The following is a 22,022-nucleotide window of genomic DNA, read 5'->3' on the forward strand; positions in this document are numbered from 1 at the left end:
TTACAAAATATCTAACGCAGAGAACAGCGATTTTAACCTGCAAGACTGATCAAATATTTATGTAGGTTGGTATTATATATTGCCTGAACGAAAAAAGCGGCCCAAATCAAGGACCGTTCGTATCAGTAAAACCGCTATGTGGTTCACTCCAAACATCTTAATTGATAGGAGTTAGCCTTTCGGCGGTTTTTTATTTAGGCTTTCTGAGCGAAATTAAATGTCTTTAACATCAAACTCTGCAATAGGGCTTACGTCAGCACTGTAATCAACCGTTTCGATGCCAAAACCAAATAGTTTCAAGAACTCATCTTTGTATTGCTGGTAGTCAGCAACATCAAATAGGTTCTCATTGGTTACGGTAGGCCATAGGTCACGACAGTGCTTTTGAATATCTTCACGTAGTTCCCAGTCATCTAGGCGTAAACGGTTTTCACTGTCAACTTCGGCAGCGCTACCGTCAGCCTTGAATAAGCGCTGGGTGAACATACGGTGGATCTGCTCCATACAACCTTCATGAACACCTTCTTCACGCATCTTTTTAAAGACCATAGCGATGTATAGAGGCATGACCGGGATTGCAGAGCTCGCCTGAGTCACGACGCTCTTAAGCACGGCAACGTTAGCGGCCCCCCCCTTCGCTGATAGCTTATCGTTAAGCTCAGAAGCCGCACGGTCAAGGTCCATTTTCGCCTTGCCCAGAGCACCGTGCCAGTAAATAGGCCAAGTGATCTCAGTACCGATGTAGCTATAGGCCACCGTTTTGCAGCCATCAGCCAAGACACCAGCGTCAGACAGTGCATTGATCCATAGCTCCCAGTCCTGGCCGCCCATCACAGTAACAGTATCTTCAATCTCCTGCTCTGTCGCAGGCTCAATGCTTGCTTCAATCAATACGTCTTTATTTGTATCAACAGCTGTCGCCGTATAGGTTTCACCCATCGGCTTCAGGGTAGAGCGAACCACTTCACCTGAATCAGGCATTTTACGCACAGGAGAAGCCAGTGAGTAAACAACCATATCAATCTGACCCAGATCTTCTTTGATCAGATCAATCACTTTTTGTTTTGCTTCGTGAGAGAAAGCATCACCATTCAAGCTCTTGGAGTACAGACCTTCTTCTTTAGCAAACTTATCGAATGCGGCAGAGTTGTACCAGCCTGCTGTACCCGGTTTCTTTTCAGTTCCCGGTTTTTCGAAGAACACACCAATTGTTGCAGCACCGCCACCGAATGCAGCCGCAATACGTGAAGACAAACCGTAGCCGCTTGATGAACCTACAACTAGCACACGCTTAGGGGCATCGGCAATTGGGCCCTGCGCCTTAGTGTATGCAATCTGCTCTTTGACGTTTTCCTCACAACCCACTGGGTGAGTCGTTGTACAAATAAATCCACGAATTCTAGGTTTGATGATCATTTTCAACTTCCCTTACACAATTGACAGTAGGATAAAAGGTAAATGACAAAATCGCATTAAATTTATGAGCGAAAACGCTAAATTCGACAGTGGTTGGAGGTGTTCCGCGCGGAAAGTCACAAAAAATAATAAAAAAAGTGCCACGCGATTGCGTGGCACATGGGAGACACCAGGTTTATTGTTCACAAGGCCTGAGCCTTAGGCTGCTTTCCCCGGTTGTAAGCCGCCTTTTTTAAAGTGTGCGGCAGAGAAGTGATCCACCTGAATCGCTTTCTGTCTTAGCTGATCGGCATTTTGCATTTTTTCTACTTCTGCTTCTGTGACGATCCCCGCATCGAGGGCAATTTGTAACTTCTCTGTTAATGAAACCTTGCGTGGGATCTCACCGGCTTTAACCGCCTTAGCAATTTTACGCTCAAGATCTTTCACCCCGTACATGGCAATAAATGCCCGCTCCATCAGTCCAACCGGATCATCTTCGTGTTTACCGACATAACAAAGGTGAGTCAGACGGTCACGCTGCTTACCTGGACGCATCAACAGCTCGGCGATCTTCACTGCAAGCTCATCCTTCGGAGCGGCATAATGAATACCTAGCGGGAACAGCAAAGTACGCAGTAGGCGGCCAACCCCTTTACGCGGAAAATTCGCCAACACCTCATCAAAGGCCACGCCACATTGGTGCAGACAATGCTGCAAGCCATAGTGTACAAAAGGTAAATCCTGCTGCTGACGGCCTTCATCTTCATAACGCTTAAGCACTGCAGAGGCCAGATACAAGTGGCTCAATATATCACCCAAACGTGCAGATACCATTTCGCGTCGCTTCAACTCACCGCCCAAGCTCAGCATGGCAAAGTCAGCCGCGACTGCCAATGCCCGGCTCATTCTAGATAGCTGTTTATAGTACTTAGCGGTTTCACCACTGACCGGCGAGTTGTTGAAACGTGAACCACTAAAGGCATTAAGCAGTGATTTACTCACATTACCAACAGCAAAACCAATGTGGCTGGACAACAGTTTATCGAAATCCTTGGCCCCTTCCCTGCTGTCAGGGTTAGCCGCCGCTTCCATTTCACTAAGTACATATGGATGACATCGGGTCGCCCCCTGACCAAAGATCATCAGGTTGCGGGTCAAAATGTTGGCCCCTTCGACAGTGATAGCAACCGGCATACCAAAATAGTGGTGGCCAATATAGTTCATTGGCCCAAGTTGAATTGCGCGGCCAGCGTGCACATCCATCGAATCATTAAGGATGGTACGGGCCATCTCCGTCATATGGTACTTCGCTATCGCAGTGACGATTCCCGGCGTTTCCCCCATATCCAGCGACGTCGTTGTCAGGGTTCTGGACGCCTCTAACATATAGGTAAAGCCACCAATGCGCCCCATCGCCTGCGCGACACCTTCAAAGTTACCAATCGACATGCCGAACTGCTTACGGACATAAGCGTAGGCACCTGTCGTTCTCGCCGTCAGGTGTCCGACCGCGGTACCAAGTGCTGGCAAAGATATTCCTCGGCCAGCCGACAGGCACTCCACCAGCATACGCCAACCTCGGCCGACATAATCCTGACCACCAATAACCCAATCCATAGGAATAAAGACATCACTGCCTCGGGTTGGGCCATTCATAAAGGCAAGGTTTAGTGGATCATGGCGCTCACCGATTTCGACACCCGGGTGATCAGACGGGATCAGGGCACAGGTAATACCTAGCTCTTTCTTCTCGCCAATAAGTCCGTCAGGATCTTGTAATTTAAAGGCTAAGCCAAGTACGGTGGCAACAGGTGCGAGCGTAATATAGCGCTTATTCCAACTAACACGGATACCCAAGACTTGCTCGCCTTGGTACTCGTCGTAACACACCACCCCCTGATCGGGAATACCACCAGCATCAGAGCCCGCTTCCGGTCCGGTAAGTGCGAAACACGGCACATCTTCGCCGTGCGCCAAGCGTGGCAGCCAGTAATCTTTCTGCTCTTGGGTACCATAGTGGGTCAGCAGCTCACCTGGGCCCAATGAGTTAGGAACCATCACCGAAACGGCCGCACTCAAGCTCTTGGTTGCAATGCGGGTTACAATGGTCGAGTTAGCATGAGCTGAAAAATCCAAGCCACCGTATTCCTTACCAATAATCAGCGAGAAGAATTTTTCTTTGCGCAGATACTCCCACACTTCAGGTGGCAGATCTTTATCTTCCTGGACAATCTGATAGTCGTTCAACATATCCAACAATGGCTCTAGCTTATTGTCGATGAACGCCTGCTCCTCAGCACTCAATATCGGCTGCGGGTAAGTCAGCAAGGTATTCCAGTTTGGATTCCCGCCAAACAACTCACCATCCCACCAAACGCTGCCAGCCTCCATGGCCTCTCGTTCAGTATCGGAAAGTGGTGGCAACACTTTTTTAAACATCTTGAATGCGGGATCACTGAGATAGCGTTTTCTTATCTTGGTTAACGTACTCATGTTTCAGGTCCTTTTGTCACTTTTATCGTTATTGGTATTACATACTGTTATCGTGTTCCTGTTTGCTGTTCGCCAATCAGCGAAAGCGATTGTTCTATCGGAGCTGCAACGCCTGCCGCCAAGTAAGGCACCAAACGCTCAATCAAATCTTCAGGTTTAACCTTACGGGAAAAGTCATTCTCGGCGATCTCGCACAACGCCGTTGACGATGCCATGGTGAAAACGGATGCCCCGAGAGTAAAATGCAGACGCCAGAATAAGGTTTCGGGATCCAAAGAAGGGTTAGCTCTGCACACTGCGGTAGTAAATAAAGTCAGAATTTGCTCGTACCGGGTCATGATGAACCAACGCAAATGGCCTTGAACATCAGTATATCCCCTGCCGATCAATGACATAAAAACAGTAGCCCCGTTGGTGCGGTGATCATTGAGAACTAACAACGGTTCTTTGATACAACGGAAAACATCTTCCATTGAGAAATCATCGCGGGTCAGCAGCGCTTCCAGTTCTGACTGCAAGCGAGGCATGAAGGCATCGAGGTAACGGCCCAGTACCGCCCTGACCAAGGTTTTCTTATCGCCATAGTGATAATTGACAGACGCCAGATTAACCCCAGCTTTGCTGGTGATAGTTCGCAGTGACGTGTCTTTGAAGCCATGTTCGGCAAAGAGTAGCTCGGCGGCATCTAAGATACGTGCCTTGGTTTCTCCCTTTCCTGCCATATTCATTCACCTGTATTAAACACTCGTTTAAACTTTACATCTAAGAAACATTTTTAACAAGTCGCAAATATACACCATGTTGTAACACGTTGATATTTTCGATGTTTAATGTGCAAGTCGTGAAGGTGATCAATCTTTTGCGTTATAGCGCACCAGCAAGGTACTGGGCTAATAGTGTCTTACCTGTGTCTCATGCAAAAGGGTTGAGATCTAAGCAAATAAAAAAAATCTGAGAAAGTGGAAAATTTTTGGAACAAAGTGCACATTCACGGGTCCTAATTAATGCCACTGCTTTTTCTTAGAAGACATTCTTCGAAACCCATCCCCACCCATGGAGATGGGTTTTCTTTATTTGGTCATATTCTTTTTGTTTTTGCTTATCCCTCTCGATTTAAAATCAAACAGTTATAAAAAAATGACTCCTTTTTTCTGTTTTTTATGAACCAAAATGAAAACCGCCAGTCCTATATAGTGACATTTAGATTAAAGACTTATCAACATTGCTGGCCGCAAATTGCATTTACTCTTTAATCTACTAATGCCACTGCTGCTAAACTCCTAATTGTATATAGAGCTTTCGCCCACTGACTTTCAGTGGGCTTTTTTTTATCGACAGCTTACCCGCATTACCCGGGCTCTCATGCTCATACCGCGCCAATAACATATCACCACAGCCCATTTTTTCACCATTGCAAAAATTTTTAAATTTTTTGAACCAATTGAATTTCGGCTAGTCATATATAGTGTCATTCATATTAAAAGCGCGTTTCTTAGTTAACCATTAACTCTTTAATTACGCGGTTTTAATTTAAAATGCCACTGCTGCTAAACTCCTAATTGTGTATATGGATTTTTGCCCACTGACTTTCAGTGGGCTTTTTTTTACCTAAAGCTGCAGACAATTCATCATTAGTCCCTGCCCGTAGACAATTTGCTGATTTTATCGTCATTACCAATTTTTTTTTAACTTGTGGGAACCAATTGAATTTATTTCAGTCATATATAGTGACATTCATATTAAAGGCGCTTTTCTCAGTTAATCATAAGAATTTGCGGTTTTAATTTAAGATGCCACTGCTGCTAAAATCCTAATTGTATATAGAGCTTTCGCCCACTGAACTTCAGTGGGCATTTTTTTATCTGAAGAAAATTTAATTTTTTTTGAACTATTCGATTTTCAGCCAGTCTTACTTTACATGATTCAGATTAAAGATGCGGTTCATACAGGTTTATCCTTCCCTTCTTTAATTATGATGCCACTGCTGCTTAACTCCTAATTGTGTATAGGTTTTTGCCCACTGACTTTCAGTGGGCTTTTTTTTGTGCAAAGCAATAATCCACCCAACTCATACAACCTGTAAATCGATCAAACAACATCAGGTGTTGGTTTTTTGCCTTGCTGATCGCTAAATTTCCTGTGAACAAATAATATCAACCTGGATAAGTAGTTGATCAAGTATTTGCACTGAAAAAATATTTATGTACGTTGGTATAAGAAGTCTCATAGCTCAGGAGGGGCTGAAAGTAGACTGTCATGGGCAAGTTCAATCGATAGCCATTGACACGTTTTCTCCGCATTAATCACTTTACTATTGCGGTCAAGAGAGGCTGTAAACACCGGCAAAGGCAAACCCGCTAACTGCGCCATTTTGCTGTAGTACTCTTCTCGGGTCGGATGTTGTGATGAGGCAAGATGCAGCACCTGATGTGGCGACCATTGATGAACCAATTGGGATATCGCCGCAATACAATCATCCAGGTGGATGAGGTTTACCCGGTCCTGTCCATTTTCTATACCTTGACGCCCCGATAAAAAACGAACAGGGTGCCTATTTGGCCCGATAAGCCCAGCCAAACGTAACACCACCACTTCACGCCCCCACTCCGCCAACAAATACTGCTCTATCTCAAGGTGGGCTTTCCCTGACAGCGTATTAGGGCATGGCTCAGTCACCTCCTCAACCACTCCCTCGCAAGCACCGTAAACCGCAGTTGTACTAATGAACAACACCTTCTGGCAACCAAGCGCTCTGGCTGTCTCCGAAAGTTGCTTAATTTTAGTTATCAGATCATCAGCTGCTCCCTCGTTACGACCGGGCGGAACATTTATGACTAACAAATCGGTATTAAAGAACTGCTTTATTTGCGGCGAAAGAATGGCAGGCTCATTCAGCGATTGGGGGAGAGATAAAGCTACACCTCGAATACCACTTTCGGCCAAGGTTTTTGCCTTCTCAGGATCTTGCTTGCTACCCCATGTTTCTACCCCTGACGACACAAAGTGCATCGCCAATGGCAAACCCAGCCAACCACAACCACAAATGCTTATCTTGTTTATTTTTCTGTGTTTCATAGACCTCACCGATCACATAACTCTGAAAGCCGGTTTCATTTTACTGCTTATTCTTTCACCTTGATTTATTTCATCCTGTAAATTAATTCCTGAAGATTGAAAATTAGCTACATAAAAAGCAGATATCAGCCCTAAAAGTCGTAATTTTGGCTAAAAAAAATTTCAGTTTTGAAAGAAAAAATTCGATCCCTGTCAAACTATAATAAAAAGAGAAAGCGATATTCATGGATTTACTAGGAGCAGATCCATGAAAAGTAGTATAGTTTCATCAAAATGGCTTTAAGCACTTTATGCGATAAGAAAGCCAATAACGAAATTCAGTAACGAGCGGTAACCGCCATGAATACTCTAGAGAAAATTCAAAAGAATCTTGATAACTTCAGTAAATCAGAGCGTAAAGTCGCTGAAGTAATCCTTGCATCGCCACAGACAGCCATTCACTCAAGCATCGCAACACTGGCTAAAATGGCGGACGTCAGTGAGCCTACAGTAAACCGCTTCTGTCGTCGCTTAGATACTAAGGGCTTTCCAGATTTTAAACTGCACCTTGCCCAGAGCCTAGCCAACGGTACGCCTTATGTGAACCGCAACGTCGAAGAAGATGACGGGCCGGATGCGTACACGTCGAAAATCTTCGAATCGACCATGGCATGCCTTGATGTAGCGAAAAATAGTCTTGACCCAATGCAGGTCAATCGTTCTGTTGATCTGTTGACCCAAGCAAAAAAAATCTCCTTCTTTGGCCTTGGTGCATCGGCATCTGTCGCTCACGATGCTCAAAATAAGTTCTTCCGCTTCAATATTCCGGTTGTATGCTTTGATGACATTGTGATGCAGCGCATGAGCGTGATTAATTGTAGCGACGGTGATGTGGTGGTGATGATTTCCCACACAGGACGTACCAAAAGCTTAGTCGACGTTGCTCGTATGGCACGCGAGAACGGCGCCACGGTGATCGGCATTACAGCAAAAGATTCACCATTGGATCGCGAGTGTTCCATCTCTATCTGCTTAGACGTACCAGAAGATACTGATGTCTACATGCCAATGGCGAGCCGTGTGGTGCAGATGACCGTAATCGACGTGCTTGCAACTGGCTTTACCTTACGCCGAGGTGCAGGTTTTCGCGAAAATCTAAAGCGGGTTAAAGAGTCACTAAAAGACTCTCGCTTCACCAAAGAAGGGACTATCTAACCTGCTTGTGATTTTAAGCCATTTACACGCGGCATAATAAAATCACTTAAGCGTACAGGCGCGGCTTTGGCTGCGCCTTTTTAGTATTTGCCCTTTCGAATAGCCGCTCTCAGCCGACTTCCGTCAACTACACTTAATCCAACCGGCCCACCGCTACTATAAGCGGCGTTGCACATTAAAACCCTGCAATATTTCTACACCATGATGAAGAAATACGCAAAACTTGTCCTACAATATGTTTTTTCCTTACAGTTTGTTGATAAAGAGCAGCGTCTTTCTCCCTCTATGTGTAGTAATATTTCACACAATTCAGTGAAGCAGATTTCTACAAGCAATCGTTTCATTGGCAAACAATGATACAGATGGAGTTTCCGATGTCTGAAAGGCTAAGACGTACTAAAATCGTTACTACTTTGGGTCCTGCAACCGATCGCGACAACAATCTAGAAAAGATTATTGCTGCTGGTGCAAATGTTGTACGAATGAATTTCTCTCACGGCAGCCCAGAGGATCACATCCAGCGCACCAAGGCTGTACGTGAAATCGCCGCTAAACTAGGCAAGCATGTTGCAATCCTAGGTGACCTCCAAGGCCCGAAAATCCGTGTATCGACTTTCAAAGATGACAAGATTCAACTAGCGATCGGCGACAAATTCACCCTAGACAGCGATCTAGCAAAAGGTGAAGGTGATCAACATGCTGTCGGTCTTGACTACAAAGAACTACCAAAAGACGTTGAGACTGGTGATGTCCTACTGCTGGACGATGGTCGTGTTCAACTCAAAGTCACGGCTGTTAATGGCAACAAGGTTCACACCGAAGTCACTGTTGCTGGCCCACTGTCAAACAACAAAGGTATCAACAAGAAAGGCGGTGGCCTTTCTGCTGAAGCACTAACAGACAAAGACAAAGCCGACATCATTACCGCTGCTCAAATGGGCGTGGATTACCTTGCTGTTTCTTTCCCACGTAACGGCGAAGACATGAAATATGCTCGTCGTCTGGCAATGGATGCAGGGTTAGAGGCTAAGCTAGTCTCTAAAGTCGAGCGAGCTGAGGCGGTAGCAACGACAGAAGCCATGGACGATATCATTATGGCTTCAGATGCCGTTATGGTTGCCCGTGGTGACCTAGGTGTTGAAATCGGTGATCCAGAGCTAGTCGGCGTTCAGAAAAAGCTTATCCGTCGTGCTCGTAGCCTAAACCGTACCGTGATCACGGCAACCCAGATGATGGAAACCATGATCACCAGCCCTATGCCGACACGTGCAGAAGTCATGGACGTGGCAAATGCTGTGCTTGATGGTACTGACGCTGTAATGCTTTCTGCTGAAACAGCTGCAGGTAGCTTCCCAGTAGAAACGGTTACTGCGATGGCTAATGTTTGTCTGGGTGCAGAAAAAGAGCCGAGCATCAACGTGTCTAACCACCGCTTGGCGCGTACTTTCGAGTCACCTGAAGAAACCATTGCAATGTCTACCATGTATGCAGCAAACCACATGGAAGGCGTAAAAGCGATGATCGCGATGACCGAGTCTGGCCGTACGCCACTGATGATGTCTCGTATTTCGTCTGGCAAACCTATCTTTGCCATGTCACGCAACGAGAGCACCCTAAATCGTGCTGCGTTATTTCGCGGAGTTACGCCAGTTTACTTCAACCGCGATAGCGATGCTGGCCTGGACGCCGCGAAGCACGCTATTGAAACCCTGAAAGAAAAGGGTTTTCTTTCTACTGGTGACTTGGTCATCGTCACTCAGGGTGATGTCATGGACACGGTAGGCAGCACCAACAACATGCGAATCCTAAGCGTAGAGTAATCTACAGCCTGAATACATAAAGCGTGACGGTGTTCGCCATCACGCTTTTTTTCTATACCTTTATCAATGATATCCACACTTACGGATAGGTTTTATCAACCCTCACCCCGTTAGCGAAGTAGAGGATCCTCACTTTATCCTTTGGCTGGAATAGCATAGTGCTATCGACATCTTGAATAACATCAATCAAGGTTCCGTCATCTGCTTTAATCAGTAACTCAACGAACCGGTACTGGACTACCTGCTGAGTTGTCTGGCGCTGATGAGCAATACCCGCCCCCGCCACAACACCAACCGCAGTCGCAACTTCTCGCCCCGTCCCGTCTCCAAACTGATTGCCGATCAAGCCGCCAATAACCCCTCCCAGCAGGGTTTCCCAGCCATTACGCTGAGATTCAATCACATCTTGGTGAGTTATATAGCGAACGCTGTCGACATCACCAAAGACCACTTTGTTAACCGTTCTCGCCTGATTTCTGTTGTACGGCGCCGCAGAAAGTGCCAAAGGTAAAATTAACAATAACACTAACCATTTTCTCATCATATAATCCTCTTTCCCGGCAACCATCAGCTCTATCCCCAAGTAACGATAAAGTACTTAGAGATATATCAGCTACATTTAGTGTAATTATGGCAATTTATCTTCCGGAGCTTGATCCGGTCAATACTGATTTTCCCGCCCCAGAAACGGCACTGGCAGACCCCAATGGTCTGCTTGCCTTTGGCGGTGATCTGCGTCCTGAACGCCTTGTCAGCGCTTACCGCCAAGGGATTTTCCCATGGTTTTCCGAAGGTGAGCCCTTACTATGGTGGAGTCCGGCTCCTAGGGCCGTATTCCTGCCAGATCAATTCCAGCCGAGTAAGAGCTTACGGAAATACTACCGAAAATCTGGCTACCAAGTCACATTGAACCACGCCTGTCACGATATTATCGAACTCTGTGCCAGCACCCGCAAAGCAGAGGAAACTTGGATCACCGCCGAAATGATCCAAGCTTATCAGCATCTGCACGATCTTGGGTATTGTCACTCCGTAGAAGTGTGGCAGCAAGGTCAACTTGTTGGTGGGCTATATGGTATCAGTATCGGCGGCATGTTCTGCGGCGAATCCATGTTTTCCCTGGCCGACAATGCGTCCAAAATCGCGCTATGGCTGTTTTGCGAACACTTCAATGCCCATGGTGGCCAACTGATTGATTGCCAAATAATGAATGACCACCTTGCCTCGCTGGGAGCCGCCGAAATGGAGCGAAACCTGTTCACCCATTTTCTCCACCAGCAAAGAGATGCCATACTCAATGAAACCTGTTACCAACGTCAGGAGTTAATCTACTCACCGTCATGACCAGTATTAACAAGCTCCCTCTACGCATTGGTTTGACGCCGGAATCGCAGTGCAGCTACCTTCCCGGCCAAGATGAGCAACTAGGCGTGGTGATGGATCAACACTGGCTGTCACCGCCAGGCTATGCCCTTTTGCTGGCCTCAGGCTACCGCCGCAGCGGCAGTGCTGTCTATAAGCCAATGTGCCAACTGTGTAGCGCCTGCGTACCGCTGCGAGTAGATTGTGCCGCTTTTCGCCCATCGAAAAGCCAAAAACGTCAACTCAACCAAATGACTAAACTACAATGGGAATTCAAGACTGAGCTGGATCCAGGCTGGTACCCGCTGTACGAACGCTATATTACCGAGCGTCATGCCGATGGCAGTATGTACCCACCCAATAAAGCGCAATTTTTTGAATTTTGTACTGCCCCCTGGATGGATACCTTATTCCTCCATGTTTATGAGGAAGAAAAGCTGATAGCCATTGCGGTCACCGATGTGTTCGACGATGCCATGAGCGCTGTGTACAGCTTTTTTGACCCTGATAGCACGTGGTCGCTTGGCACGCTTTGTGTCCTGTATCAAATCCAGTATTGCCAACGCTCTGGTCGTCGCTGGCTTTACCCCGGGTACCAGATCGATCAGTGCAAAGCCATGAACTATAAAACTCGTTTCAAGCCATACGAAAAGCTGACTGCTGAGGGATGGCAACATTTTGATGAAAACTAAGCTGCATTTTTCACCGCTACCTGAGCTAAATACGATAAAATACGTATTAATGCGTTAGAGTAGCTGACAAAGTACACCCGCAGATGTAAAATTGCGGCCTAAACTTTACACTCAAACAGTTTCAAGGCATTATCCAGCCCGATCAGATGAATGGCTGGTAGCCTAAGAGGATTCAATGGCAAAAGAAGACGTAATTGAAATGCAAGGTACTGTACTTGATACACTACCTAACACCATGTTCCGCGTAGAGCTTGAGAACGGTCACGTTGTTACCGCTCACATTTCTGGCAAAATGCGTAAAAACTACATCCGTATTCTTACTGGTGACAAGGTAACTGTGGAATTGACTCCATACGACCTAACCAAAGGCCGCATCGTCTTCCGCGCCCGTTAATCTTAAAATAAGATTACAGAATACAAATAAAACCCGGCCTATTGCCGGGTTTTATTTTTCTAGGCTCTCGCAAACCAGCTTCCGTCCACTCGCTAGCAGTAAATTTGAAAACAAGGTTTATACCAACCTACATAAATATTTGATCAACGACTTATCCAGATTGGTATTACCATACAGATTCGATAAATAATCCTCATCGATGCCGCAAAATTATTTTATTTGCCTCGTTCCGCATTCAGTTGTCTAATCCCCCCTGCACCCAAAGGCCATAAGCGAACGAGGTGTATGCGAGGGAACCGCCCTCACCTTACTCTGTCATACCGTGAAATCTGTCAGCAGCACGGCCGTTTAGGAATGACAATGAAACCTATCGCAATGCATGATGCACTGGTGCAACTAAGCCTAGTGGACGTTTGTGACATCGCAGCCACCATTCACCCCAAAGACCGACCGCTTAACACACCGCCACACCTTGGCCGTCGTAAAAAGCGTATGTCACAAAGGCGAACGCAAAAGACGCTATCTAGCTGCGTTTAGACCAACTTAGTTCACCGATGATGTTGCTGAGGCCCATAGCATTTCCTGCACTTCGCACATCTGCCTGATGAGTTTTAACTAACCTGGTGCATACAGTCCTGAGGCTGGGCCTTGCCACAGCTATCAAAAAACTGTCTGTGCCCAATCACTGTTCGAGGACAAATTAATGAGTGATTGGCCTATCCAAAATGCGCGTGACGTTTACAACATCCCTTACTGGGGACAAGGCTACTTTGACATCAACCCTCAGGGTGAGGTGGTTGTCAGACCCGATAGCCAAAACCCATTCAATACGATAGCCCTTTCCCTGTTGGCTGATCAGTTAATTGCCAAGGGCGCGTCTTTGCCGGTGCTGGTGCGATTTCCCGATATTCTCCACCACCGGGTCGATACCCTTTGTACGGTATTCAACCAGGCGATCGACCACTACCAATACCAAGGCGAGTATTTGGCGGTCTACCCAATCAAGGTTAACCAGCAAGAAGCCGTTGTCAGTGAGATCCTCGCTAGCCAATATGCCAAGCAGCAGCGTCAGCTAGGTTTGGAAGCCGGTAGTAAGCCAGAGCTAATGGCAGTACTTGCCATGGCCCAACAAGCCAGCTCAGTGATTGTTTGCAACGGTTACAAAGACAGAGAGTATATCCGCTTAGCGCTTATCGGCGAAAAACTCGGCCATGACGTTTATATCGTGCTGGAAAAGCTGTCCGAGCTTAAAACCGTGATGCAAGAAGCGATTGAGCTTGGTGTCAGGCCACGCCTCGGTCTGCGTGCTCGCCTTGCTTCTCAGGGCAAAGGTAAGTGGCAAGCCAGTGGCGGTGAGAAATCCAAGTTCGGGCTGTCAGCCTCACAAGTACTATCGGTAGTCAATCAGTTACGTGATAACGATATGCTCGATTGTTTGCAGCTGTTGCACTTCCACCTCGGCTCACAAATCGCCAACATTCGTGATGTGCGAAGTGCTGTAGGTGAAGCGGGACGCGTCTATGCCGAGCTGAAAAAACTCGGTGCAGGGATCACCACTGTCGATGTGGGCGGTGGTCTGGCTATCGACTATGAAGGTACCCGCAGCCAGAGCAGCTGTTCGATGAACTACAGCCTACGCGAGTATGCTAACAATATTGTCTACACCCTGGGCGATATCTGTAAAGAGTACAGTATCCCTATGCCGAGAATTATCTCGGAGTCCGGCCGTAATCTAACCGCTCACCATGCGGTACTGATCACTGACGTCATCGGGGTAGAAAGGTATAAACAAGAGCAGGTCAATCCGCCAGAGGCTGCAGCACCGCAGATCCTACACAATATGTGGCACTCTTGGCGGGAGCTAATGACTCTTACCGATGCCCGCTCTCTGATTGAGATTTACCATGACAACCAGAGCGATTTGGCGGAAGTACATACTCAGTTTGCCCTAGGCATACTCAGCTTTACCGAGCGAGCTTGGGCGGAGCAAATTAGCCTGCGGCTATGCTACGAGCTGGAAAAAATGCTGTCAGCAAAAAACCGGGCCCACCGCCCGCTGCTGGATGAACAGCATGAGCGCCTTGCTGACAAATTTTTTGTCAACTTTTCGCTGTTCCAGTCATTGCCTGATGCATGGGGGATTGACCAAATTTTCCCTATCCTGCCGCTGAGCAATCTCGACAAGGAGCCTGAACGCCGCGCGGTGATCTTGGACATCACCTGCGACTCCGACGGTGCTATTGAGCAATACGTCGAAGGACAGGGGATCGAAAAAACGTTGGCGGTGCCGGCTTGGAGTGATGAGTCGCCATATCGTATGGGGTTCTTCCTTGTCGGCGCTTATCAGGAGATTTTGGGAGATTTGCATAACCTGTTTGGTGATACCGATACGGCGATAGTCCGCGCCCAACAAGAAGGCGGTTATGAGATTGAGCGAATTGATCATGGCGACAGCGTTAAAGATGTCCTACGCAGTGTCCATCTTGACTCTGCCAACTTCTTGGCACAATACGAGCAGATGGTCAAACAACATCTGCCTGAAAGCGAGCATCGCACTATTTTGGCCGAACTTGAAGAAGGGCTAAACGGCTACACCTACCTGGAAGATGTCCAAAGCCAGCGTTAATACGTTAACCAGCAGATTATAAACATAACTGGCCACCAGCCCACGGGTGGCCGTTTACCGACTCTAGGAGCCAACTATGGCCACGCTTGCCACTCATCCTGATTATTCGCTAACGGCGAATGCTTTCGGCTTTCTGCGCCAGCCGCTAGAATTCAACCCACTCGCGACCGATGCCGATGTCATCATTACTGGTGTCCCGTTCGATATGGCGACCACAGGGCGCTCAGGCAGTCGCATGGGACCTAATGCCATTCGCCAAGTATCCACTCATCTTGCCTGGGAAGGAAAACGCTGGCCATGGACATTCGAGCTAAAAAACAAACTCAGTATTGCTGATTGCGGCGATTTGGTGTTTGACTGCGGAGATGCAGCCCAGATGTGCGAGCGCCTTGAGCACCATGCGACGTCACTGCTTGAAGCAGGCAAAACGCTACTGACATTCGGCGGCGATCATTTTGTCACCTTGCCGCTATTGCGCGCCCACGGCAAGAAATTCGGCAAGATGGCCCTGATCCATTTTGATGCCCATACCGATACCTATGATATGGGCAGCCAATTTGACCATGGTACCATGTTCTACCATGCACCAAACGAAGGCTTGATTGACCCAGAGCACTCTGTTCAGATTGGGATCCGTACCGATTACAACAACAAACTTGGTTTCAGTGTATTGGATGCCGGCACGGCCAACGACTGGTCGGTCGAGCAGATTGTCGAAAAAATCAAACTGACCGTGGGTGACATGCCGGTTTACCTCACCTTCGATATCGACTGCTTAGATCCTGCCTTTGCCCCAGGCACGGGTACCCCAGTATGTGGCGGGCTGACATCAGATAAGGCACTGAAAATCATCCGCGGTTTGCAGGGTATAAATCTGGTCGGTATGGACGTCGTTGAAGTTGCACCTGCCTACGATCATGCTGATATGACGGCATTGGCCGCAGCGACCATTGCAACGGATTTGTTGCATTTGTACGCGAGTGGAAAATAGTACCTAAGACCAACTCTTCCTGAGGTCAAATAAAAAAATAACCGCCAGCAGGCGGTTATTTTATATCAGAGCAAAATATGCTGTGATTTAGTGGGCAGGTTCGAGATCGCTACTGAACTGGAAGTCCAATTCATCGTTAACGATATTGACGCGCACCGAACCACCATTGACCAAGCTACCAAATAACAACTCGTTTGCCATTGGCTTCTTCAGGTTATCCTGAATCACGCGGGCCATTGGGCGCGCGCCCATTGCCTTGTCATACCCTTTATTGGCCAACCACTCACGGGCTTTCGAGGACACTTCCATCGATACACCGCGGGCATCCAACTGGGCCTGCAGTTCGACAATGAATTTATCGACCACCAGAGAAATCACATCTTTCTCAAGGTGGTTAAACCAAATAATGCCATCTAGGCGGTTACGGAATTCAGGTGTGAAGACACGTTTGATTTCGCCCATAGCATCAAGGCTGTGATCCTGCTGGATCAAACCAATTGACTTGCGGACCGTCTCGGTAACACCGGCATTGGTAGTCATCACCAAAATCACATTGCGGAAATCCGCCTTGCGACCGTTATTATCCGTTAGCGTACCGTTATCCATCACCTGGAGTAGCAAGTTAAATACATCCGGGTGGGCTTTCTCGATTTCATCCAGAAGTACAACCGAATGTGGATTTTTGATCACGGCATCAGTTAACAAACCGCCCTGATCGTAGCCCACATAGCCCGGAGGCGCACCAATCAAACGGCTCACCGTATGACGCTCCATGTACTCGGACATATCAAAGCGAAGCAGTTCAATACCCAGCGTACGAGCTAGCTGTACCGTCACCTCTGTCTTACCTACGCCCGTTGGACCGGCAAACAGGAATGAACCCACAGGTTTATTCTCGGCACCCAGCCCTGCACGGCTTAGCTTAATGGCCTCGGTAAGGACATCGATCGCCGGATCCTGACCGAACACCAGCATCTTGAGCTTGTTATCCAGCTTCTGCAGCACATCACGATCACTGGAAGAAACCGACTTTTCAGGGATACGTGCCATCTTGGCAATCATCGCCTCGATATCGCTGACATTAACGGTTTTCTTACGACGGCTGGCCGGTGCCAAACGGCAGCGGGCACCCGCTTCATCGATCACGTCAATAGCTTTATCTGGCAGGTGACGCTCATTGATATACTTAGCCGACAACTCGACAGCCGCACGGATAGCTTTGTTGGTGAAACGCACTTCATGGTGTGCTTCATACTTCGGCTTCAAGCCCATCAAGATCTTGGTCGTATCGTCGAGCGATGGCTCGATAATATCAATTTTCTGGAAGCGACGTGACAAGGCACGCTCTTTCTCGAAAATGTTACTGTATTCCTGATACGTCGTTGAACCCATGCAACGCAACTTACCGTTGCTCAACAAAGGCTTAATCAAGTTAGCCGCATCGACCTGGCCACCGGATGCCGCACCCGCACCAATAATGGTGTGGATCTCATCAATGAACAGAATAGCCTGATCTTCCTTCTCAAGCTGCTTCAGGATTGCTTTGAAACGCTTCTCGAAATCACCACGGTACTTGGTACCGGCCAATAGTGAACCGATATCCAGAGAATAAATCACACAATCTTTGATGACATCAGGTACTTGGCCTTCAACAATACGCCATGCCAGACCTTCAGCAATCGCGGTCTTACCTACACCGGCTTCACCGACCAATAATGGATTATTCTTACGGCGGCGGCACAACACCTGTACCGTTCGCTCAAGCTCAGTATCACGGCCAATTAGTGGGTCAACCCCACCCGCACGGGCAAGTTGGTTAAGGTTAGTGGCAAAATTCTCGAGTTTATCTTCAGAGCCCTGCTCTGCGCGAGTTTCTTCACCCCCGACTTCTGGACCATTGATATCGTCGTTGTCACTGTCTTTAACAGTGCCATGTGAAATAAAATTAACGACATCCAGACGGCTAATATCACTCTTCTTGAGCAAGTAAGCCGCATGTGATTCCTGCTCGCTGAAAATAGCGACCAGTACGTTTGCACCAGTCACTTCGCTGCGACCAGAAGATTGAACGTGAAATACTGCGCGCTGTAATACACGCTGGAAGCTGAGTGTAGGCTGAGTTTCCCTGCTTTCATCATCCACTGGGATCAATGGCGTCGTTTGTTCAATAAACGAATCAAGCTCTTTGCGCAGCGTATCCAAATTAGCTCGGCAGGCCAGCAAGGCCTCTTGGGCTGCTGGATTTTCCAATAATGCCAACAGCAGATGTTCAACCGTCATAAACTCATGACGTTTCTCTCTAGCTCGCGCAAAAGCAGCATTCAAGCTCGCTTCAAGTTCTTTGTTTAGCATAAGGCACCTCCCCTAAATACCACTCGATGATGGCGTGCCGGAAAAAGACTAAGCCTTTTCCTTCGTACACAGTAGCGGATGTTCATGCTCCCTCGCATACATCATCACCTGGGCCACCTTCGTTTCGGCAACCTCGGCGGTGAAGGTTCCACACACCGCTTTCCCCTCGTAATGTACAGTTAGCATCAACTGTGTTGATTTCTCCAGATCCATGGAGAAGAACTTCTGTAACACTTCTATCACAAAATCCATCGGTGTGTAATCATCATTATTTAAAATTACTTTATACATCGATGGTGGTTTGGCCTGGACTTCCTCTTCCTCCAATACATCAGAGTCAGGAATTATCCACTCGTATAACTTACTCATAAACTTAACTTACCAATACAGTAGGAATAGTCTACCAAGAAACAATGAGTTACTACTCAATAGTGTTTTCATGGTTTACTCGACTAACTTTTCCCTACCTCTATATTCAGACTAATGCACACATTGTATTCCAGCAAATCAGAGATGACTATGACTAAGCCGACAATCCGAGCTAATAGCCGTCGTTTTGAGTCAAACTGGGAGATACAGCCACAAAGCTACAAGTTGCATAAGATCCGTACCAGAAAAGCAAGAAAATTCAGTAAAACGTCAAAAACTTAATGTAGCATCATATTTTAACAAAATGTTATGCAACTAGCTTGACTGCCCACTTCCTTTTACTAAAGTGTAACTTGTAGTAGATATCAACTGCATCAAATTAGCATTAGTATGCAAGTCGTGATAAAAAGGAGTTAGCAGACTAATGCAAAATGGAACTTGAATGCACAGAAGGAAGTAAGCATGGCAACAGGTACAGTTAAATGGTTTAATAACGCTAAGGGATTTGGTTTTATCTGCCCTGAGACAGGCGAAGGCGATATTTTCGCCCATTATTCAACTATTCAGATGGATGGTTACCGTACACTAAAAGCAGGCCAGCAGGTCAACTATACAGTTGAAACTGGTCCAAAAGGGTTCCATGCCAAGGAAATCGTTCCTTTTGAAGGTGAAGCTGTTAAATAGTCACTTTCATCTTTACGATTCTTTCTGAAGGCGAGCAGCTGCTCGTCTTTTATTACCTTCTGCCTTTTCACTGTAAAACGCGATATTAGCCTTGCAAATATCCCTCTTCACCCTCAAATAAAACTGCATAATTTATGCATAATCCACCATTAAAAACCAACAGACCATTTTAACATAACCACTACAAAGTGTTCTTGTCGTCTCACTTTCTAGCATTAAACAGGCACAAAAAAGCCCAGCACTTGGCTGAGCTTTTTCTTACTTTATCGCATTAATGACACAGAATTACATCTGCTCAATCATATCATCAGCAAACTCGGAACACCTACGCAGTGTTGCACCTTCCATTTGGCGCTCAAAATCATAAGTCACAGTCTTGTTGCTGATTGCCGCTTCCATCGAGCTGATGATCAAATCTGCCGCTTCAGTCCAGCCTAAGTGGCGAAGCATCATCTCAGCCGATAGGATCAATGAGCCAGGGTTCACTTTGTCTTGGCCTGCATACTTAGGTGCCGTACCGTGTGTTGCTTCAAACAGCGCCACACCATCACCGATGTTTGCACCTGGTGCAATACCAATACCACCAACCTGTGCAGCTAGTGCATCAGACACATAGTCACCGTTCAGGTTCATTGTCGCAATCACATCATACTCTGCAGGGCGTAGCAGGATTTGCTGTAGGAATGCATCAGCAATGCTGTCTTTAATGATGATTTCTTTACCCGTATTCGGGTTTTTCAGTGTCATCCATGGACCACCGTCTAGCAGCTCAGCACCGTATTCCTTCGCTGCCACTTCGTAACCCCAATCTTTGAAGGCACCTTCGGTGAACTTCATGATGTTACCTTTGTGGACCAACGTTAGCGAGTCACGGTCGTTGTCGATAGTGTACTGGATGGCAGCACGAACAAGTCGCTTAGTACCTTCTTCAGATACAGGCTTAATACCGACACCACATTGCTGTGGGAAACGGATTTTCGTGGCGCCCATTTCATCTTGCAAGAACTTGATGACTTTATCTGCTTCTGCAGTACCCGCCTGGAACTCAACACCTGCGTAGATATCTTCTGAGTTTTCACGGTAAATAACCATGTCTGTCAGTTCAGGCTGCTTGAGTGGGCTTGGTACACCCTCGAAATAGCGCACTGGACGAGCACAGATGTACAGGTCTAGCTCTTGACGAAGCGCAACGTTAAGTGAACGGATACCGCCACCAACTGGAGTCGTCAGAGGACCTTTGATTGCAACTTTGTAGTCGCGGATATAATCAAGGGTTTCTTGCGGTAACCAAGCATCTTCACCGTATACTTGCGTTGATTTTTCACCGGTGTAGATTTCCATCCAGGCAATCTTGCGGTCACCGCCGTACGCTTTATCGATAGCGGCATCAACGACTTTAATCATAGCAGGGCTTACATCAACCCCAATACCGTCACCTTCAATGTAAGGAATGACAGGGTTGTTAGGAACGACCAGTTTACCTTCAGAATCCAGAGTGATTTTCTGACCTTCAGCTGGTACAACTACTTTACTATCCATTTAAATCTCCTAGCGTCCATTTGTTATCTTTTTGTAAGATGCGCGCAAATCATACTCGAATTTTTATCAATACGCCACTCATGGAATTTTTCGAGTATAATAGGCATGTCAATTTTCTTTTCCCTTGTACAACTCGCTATTTATGAAGCCAAATACCTCTTCACGTCAACCCAAGCGTACCAATAATGAGCGCAGAGCATCAAGAATGCGCAATAAACCAAGACGTCCACGCGGTCCCACAAAGATCATTTTATTTAACAAACCTTTTAACGTTCTCACCCAGTTTACCGGTGAGCCTGGAGATAAAACTCTGTCGGATTTTGTTCCGGTCAAAGACGTCTATCCCGCAGGTAGACTGGATAAAGACAGTGAAGGGTTGTTAGTGCTGACTAACGACGGCGTGTTGCAAGCGCAGTTGACCCAACCTAAATCCAAGCAACCAAAAACCTACTGGGTTCAGGTTGAAGGAGCCCCTAGCGAGGAAGAACTCGAACAGCTGCGCCGAGGTGTTACCTTAAAAGATGGCCCGACTCTACCGGCTGGCGTCGAAGTCATCGACAGTCCCGAGGTTTGGGAGCGTGTTCCGCCAATCCGCGAACGCAAAAACATACCGACCACTTGGTTAGCGATTACCCTCAAAGAAGGTCGTAATCGGCAAGTACGTAGAATGACCGCCCATCTGGGCTATCCGACCCTGCGCCTTATTCGTTATCAGGTGGCAGATTGGACAGTCAACGACCTCGCCCCGGGCGAGTGGAAAGAAGTCCAAATAAGCACCTCTTGATCCGGTTTACTGGCAGTATCTCGCTGCTGGTAAACACTTCACATTTTGACGCTGCATTTTTACGAATTTAACATTAAAAACACTACACTTTTGTCTCGCCCTCATCTATCATTGCCACCACAAGCAAACGTTTGCGCAAATAAAGAAATGAAGTCGATAAAATTATTAAAGTGTGATTCCGCTCTCGGTCTGTTTCGGCCTGTAGCTTTCTGTTAGAATCGCGACCTTAACTTTTATTAACGACTGAAG

Annotated in this window: 18 protein-coding genes; 10 read left to right on the forward strand and 8 right to left on the reverse strand. The window is 47.0% G+C overall.

The features are described from left to right. Positions 1 to 213 precede the first annotated feature (213 nt). The 4 genes from fabV to ACVA53_RS06130 all read right to left on the reverse strand — a co-directional run bounded on the left by fabV (position 214) and on the right by ACVA53_RS06130 (position 6,966). A complete protein-coding gene (gene fabV, locus ACVA53_RS06115) occupies positions 214 to 1,416 on the reverse strand; it encodes an enoyl-ACP reductase FabV (RefSeq protein WP_255042094.1) in 1,203 nt (400 codons plus the stop codon). Positions 1,417 to 1,614: 198 nt separating this feature from the next. Next, the gene (locus ACVA53_RS06120; protein WP_446504713.1) at positions 1,615 to 3,891 is read right to left on the reverse strand and encodes an acyl-CoA dehydrogenase; all 2,277 of its coding nucleotides are present in this window, start codon (positions 3,889 to 3,891) and stop codon (positions 1,615 to 1,617) included. Positions 3,892 to 3,938: 47 nt separating this feature from the next. Then, entirely contained in the window at positions 3,939 to 4,613 is a 675-nt protein-coding gene (locus ACVA53_RS06125; protein ID WP_255042090.1) for a TetR/AcrR family transcriptional regulator, read from the reverse strand. 1,501 nt (positions 4,614 to 6,114) lie between these two features. Continuing rightward, positions 6,115 to 6,966, reverse strand: a complete 852-nt coding sequence (locus tag ACVA53_RS06130; protein WP_446504714.1) for an SDR family oxidoreductase — start codon at positions 6,964 to 6,966, stop codon at positions 6,115 to 6,117. Positions 6,967 to 7,305: 339 nt separating this feature from the next. Here ACVA53_RS06130 and ACVA53_RS06135 point away from each other — a divergent pair, with 339 nt between their 5' ends. Continuing rightward, a complete protein-coding gene (locus ACVA53_RS06135) occupies positions 7,306 to 8,160 on the forward strand; it encodes a MurR/RpiR family transcriptional regulator (protein ID WP_255042087.1) in 855 nt (284 codons plus the stop codon). A 374-nt stretch (positions 8,161 to 8,534) separates the two neighbouring features. Then, positions 8,535 to 9,980 (forward strand): pyruvate kinase, encoded by a 1,446-nt coding sequence (gene pyk, locus ACVA53_RS06140; protein ID WP_446504715.1) that lies wholly within the window; start codon positions 8,535 to 8,537, stop codon positions 9,978 to 9,980. Positions 9,981 to 10,059: 79 nt separating this feature from the next. On the opposite strand, the gene ACVA53_RS06145 is transcribed toward pyk, so the two are convergent. Continuing rightward, the gene (locus ACVA53_RS06145; protein WP_255042105.1) at positions 10,060 to 10,521 is read right to left on the reverse strand and encodes a glycine zipper 2TM domain-containing protein; all 462 of its coding nucleotides are present in this window, start codon (positions 10,519 to 10,521) and stop codon (positions 10,060 to 10,062) included. Between the two features lie 89 nt (positions 10,522 to 10,610). On the opposite strand from ACVA53_RS06145, the gene aat reads away from it, so the two are divergent. The 6 genes from aat to speB all read left to right on the forward strand — a co-directional run bounded on the left by aat (position 10,611) and on the right by speB (position 16,045). Beyond that, positions 10,611 to 11,324, forward strand: coding sequence for a leucyl/phenylalanyl-tRNA--protein transferase (aat, locus tag ACVA53_RS06150; protein WP_255042085.1), 714 nt, complete (start codon positions 10,611 to 10,613; stop codon positions 11,322 to 11,324). Between the two features lie 5 nt (positions 11,325 to 11,329). After that, positions 11,330 to 12,034: an arginyltransferase gene (locus ACVA53_RS06155; RefSeq protein ID WP_255042103.1), complete on the forward strand. Its 705-nt coding sequence runs from the start codon at positions 11,330 to 11,332 to the stop codon at positions 12,032 to 12,034. A 175-nt stretch (positions 12,035 to 12,209) separates the two neighbouring features. Then, on the forward strand, positions 12,210 to 12,428 hold the full coding sequence (infA, locus tag ACVA53_RS06160) for a translation initiation factor IF-1 (RefSeq protein WP_005298441.1): 219 nt from the start codon (positions 12,210 to 12,212) through the stop codon (positions 12,426 to 12,428). Positions 12,429 to 12,713: 285 nt separating this feature from the next. Next, on the forward strand, positions 12,714 to 12,965 hold the full coding sequence (locus tag ACVA53_RS06165; protein WP_255042076.1) for a hypothetical protein: 252 nt from the start codon (positions 12,714 to 12,716) through the stop codon (positions 12,963 to 12,965). A gap of 166 nt (positions 12,966 to 13,131) precedes the next feature. Next, entirely contained in the window at positions 13,132 to 15,054 is a 1,923-nt protein-coding gene (gene speA, locus ACVA53_RS06170) for a biosynthetic arginine decarboxylase (RefSeq protein WP_446504716.1), read from the forward strand. Between the two features lie 76 nt (positions 15,055 to 15,130). Further along, positions 15,131 to 16,045: an agmatinase gene (gene speB / locus ACVA53_RS06175; RefSeq protein ID WP_446504717.1), complete on the forward strand. Its 915-nt coding sequence runs from the start codon at positions 15,131 to 15,133 to the stop codon at positions 16,043 to 16,045. 87 nt (positions 16,046 to 16,132) lie between these two features. Here the strand turns inward: speB and clpA are convergent, their stop codons facing one another. Both clpA and clpS read right to left on the reverse strand, forming a co-directional pair. Beyond that, positions 16,133 to 18,397: an ATP-dependent Clp protease ATP-binding subunit ClpA gene (clpA, locus tag ACVA53_RS06180; RefSeq protein WP_255042072.1), complete on the reverse strand. Its 2,265-nt coding sequence runs from the start codon at positions 18,395 to 18,397 to the stop codon at positions 16,133 to 16,135. 48 nt (positions 18,398 to 18,445) lie between these two features. After that, complete coding sequence (clpS, locus tag ACVA53_RS06185; RefSeq protein WP_255042071.1) at positions 18,446 to 18,766, reverse strand: ATP-dependent Clp protease adapter ClpS; 321 nt, start codon at positions 18,764 to 18,766, stop codon at positions 18,446 to 18,448. A gap of 462 nt (positions 18,767 to 19,228) precedes the next feature. Here clpS and cspD point away from each other — a divergent pair, with 462 nt between their 5' ends. Next, positions 19,229 to 19,450, forward strand: coding sequence for a cold shock domain-containing protein CspD (gene cspD, locus ACVA53_RS06190; protein WP_255042070.1), 222 nt, complete (start codon positions 19,229 to 19,231; stop codon positions 19,448 to 19,450). Between the two features lie 285 nt (positions 19,451 to 19,735). On the opposite strand, the gene icd is transcribed toward cspD, so the two are convergent. Then, complete coding sequence (gene icd, locus ACVA53_RS06195; protein ID WP_446504718.1) at positions 19,736 to 20,989, reverse strand: NADP-dependent isocitrate dehydrogenase; 1,254 nt, start codon at positions 20,987 to 20,989, stop codon at positions 19,736 to 19,738. A gap of 142 nt (positions 20,990 to 21,131) precedes the next feature. Here icd and ACVA53_RS06200 point away from each other — a divergent pair, with 142 nt between their 5' ends. Further along, positions 21,132 to 21,773, forward strand: coding sequence for a pseudouridine synthase (locus tag ACVA53_RS06200; protein WP_446504719.1), 642 nt, complete (start codon positions 21,132 to 21,134; stop codon positions 21,771 to 21,773). The last annotated feature ends 249 nt before the right edge of the window (positions 21,774 to 22,022 follow it).

The organism is Photobacterium sp. DNB23_23_1 (assembly GCF_052873815.1).

Bases quoted from the DNA above. Each gene is read 5' to 3' on its own strand.
- fabV (WP_255042094.1), bottom strand. From the start codon at position 1,416: ATGATCATCAAACCTAGAATTCGTGGATTTATTTGTACAACGACTCAC.
- ACVA53_RS06120 (WP_446504713.1), bottom strand. From the start codon at position 3,891: ATGAGTACGTTAACCAAGATAAGAAAACGCTATCTCAGTGATCCCGCA.
- ACVA53_RS06125 (WP_255042090.1), bottom strand. From the start codon at position 4,613: ATGGCAGGAAAGGGAGAAACCAAGGCACGTATCTTAGATGCCGCCGAG.
- ACVA53_RS06130 (WP_446504714.1), bottom strand. From the start codon at position 6,966: ATGAAACACAGAAAAATAAACAAGATAAGCATTTGTGGTTGTGGTTGG.
- ACVA53_RS06135 (WP_255042087.1), top strand. From the start codon at position 7,306: ATGAATACTCTAGAGAAAATTCAAAAGAATCTTGATAACTTCAGTAAA.
- pyk (WP_446504715.1), top strand. From the start codon at position 8,535: ATGTCTGAAAGGCTAAGACGTACTAAAATCGTTACTACTTTGGGTCCT.
- ACVA53_RS06145 (WP_255042105.1), bottom strand. From the start codon at position 10,521: ATGAGAAAATGGTTAGTGTTATTGTTAATTTTACCTTTGGCACTTTCT.
- aat (WP_255042085.1), top strand. From the start codon at position 10,611: ATGGCAATTTATCTTCCGGAGCTTGATCCGGTCAATACTGATTTTCCC.
- infA (WP_005298441.1), top strand. From the start codon at position 12,210: ATGGCAAAAGAAGACGTAATTGAAATGCAAGGTACTGTACTTGATACA.
- ACVA53_RS06165 (WP_255042076.1), top strand. From the start codon at position 12,714: ATGCGAGGGAACCGCCCTCACCTTACTCTGTCATACCGTGAAATCTGT.
- speA (WP_446504716.1), top strand. From the start codon at position 13,132: ATGAGTGATTGGCCTATCCAAAATGCGCGTGACGTTTACAACATCCCT.
- speB (WP_446504717.1), top strand. From the start codon at position 15,131: ATGGCCACGCTTGCCACTCATCCTGATTATTCGCTAACGGCGAATGCT.
- clpA (WP_255042072.1), bottom strand. From the start codon at position 18,397: ATGCTAAACAAAGAACTTGAAGCGAGCTTGAATGCTGCTTTTGCGCGA.
- clpS (WP_255042071.1), bottom strand. From the start codon at position 18,766: ATGAGTAAGTTATACGAGTGGATAATTCCTGACTCTGATGTATTGGAG.
- cspD (WP_255042070.1), top strand. From the start codon at position 19,229: ATGGCAACAGGTACAGTTAAATGGTTTAATAACGCTAAGGGATTTGGT.
- icd (WP_446504718.1), bottom strand. From the start codon at position 20,989: ATGGATAGTAAAGTAGTTGTACCAGCTGAAGGTCAGAAAATCACTCTG.
- ACVA53_RS06200 (WP_446504719.1), top strand. From the start codon at position 21,132: ATGAAGCCAAATACCTCTTCACGTCAACCCAAGCGTACCAATAATGAG.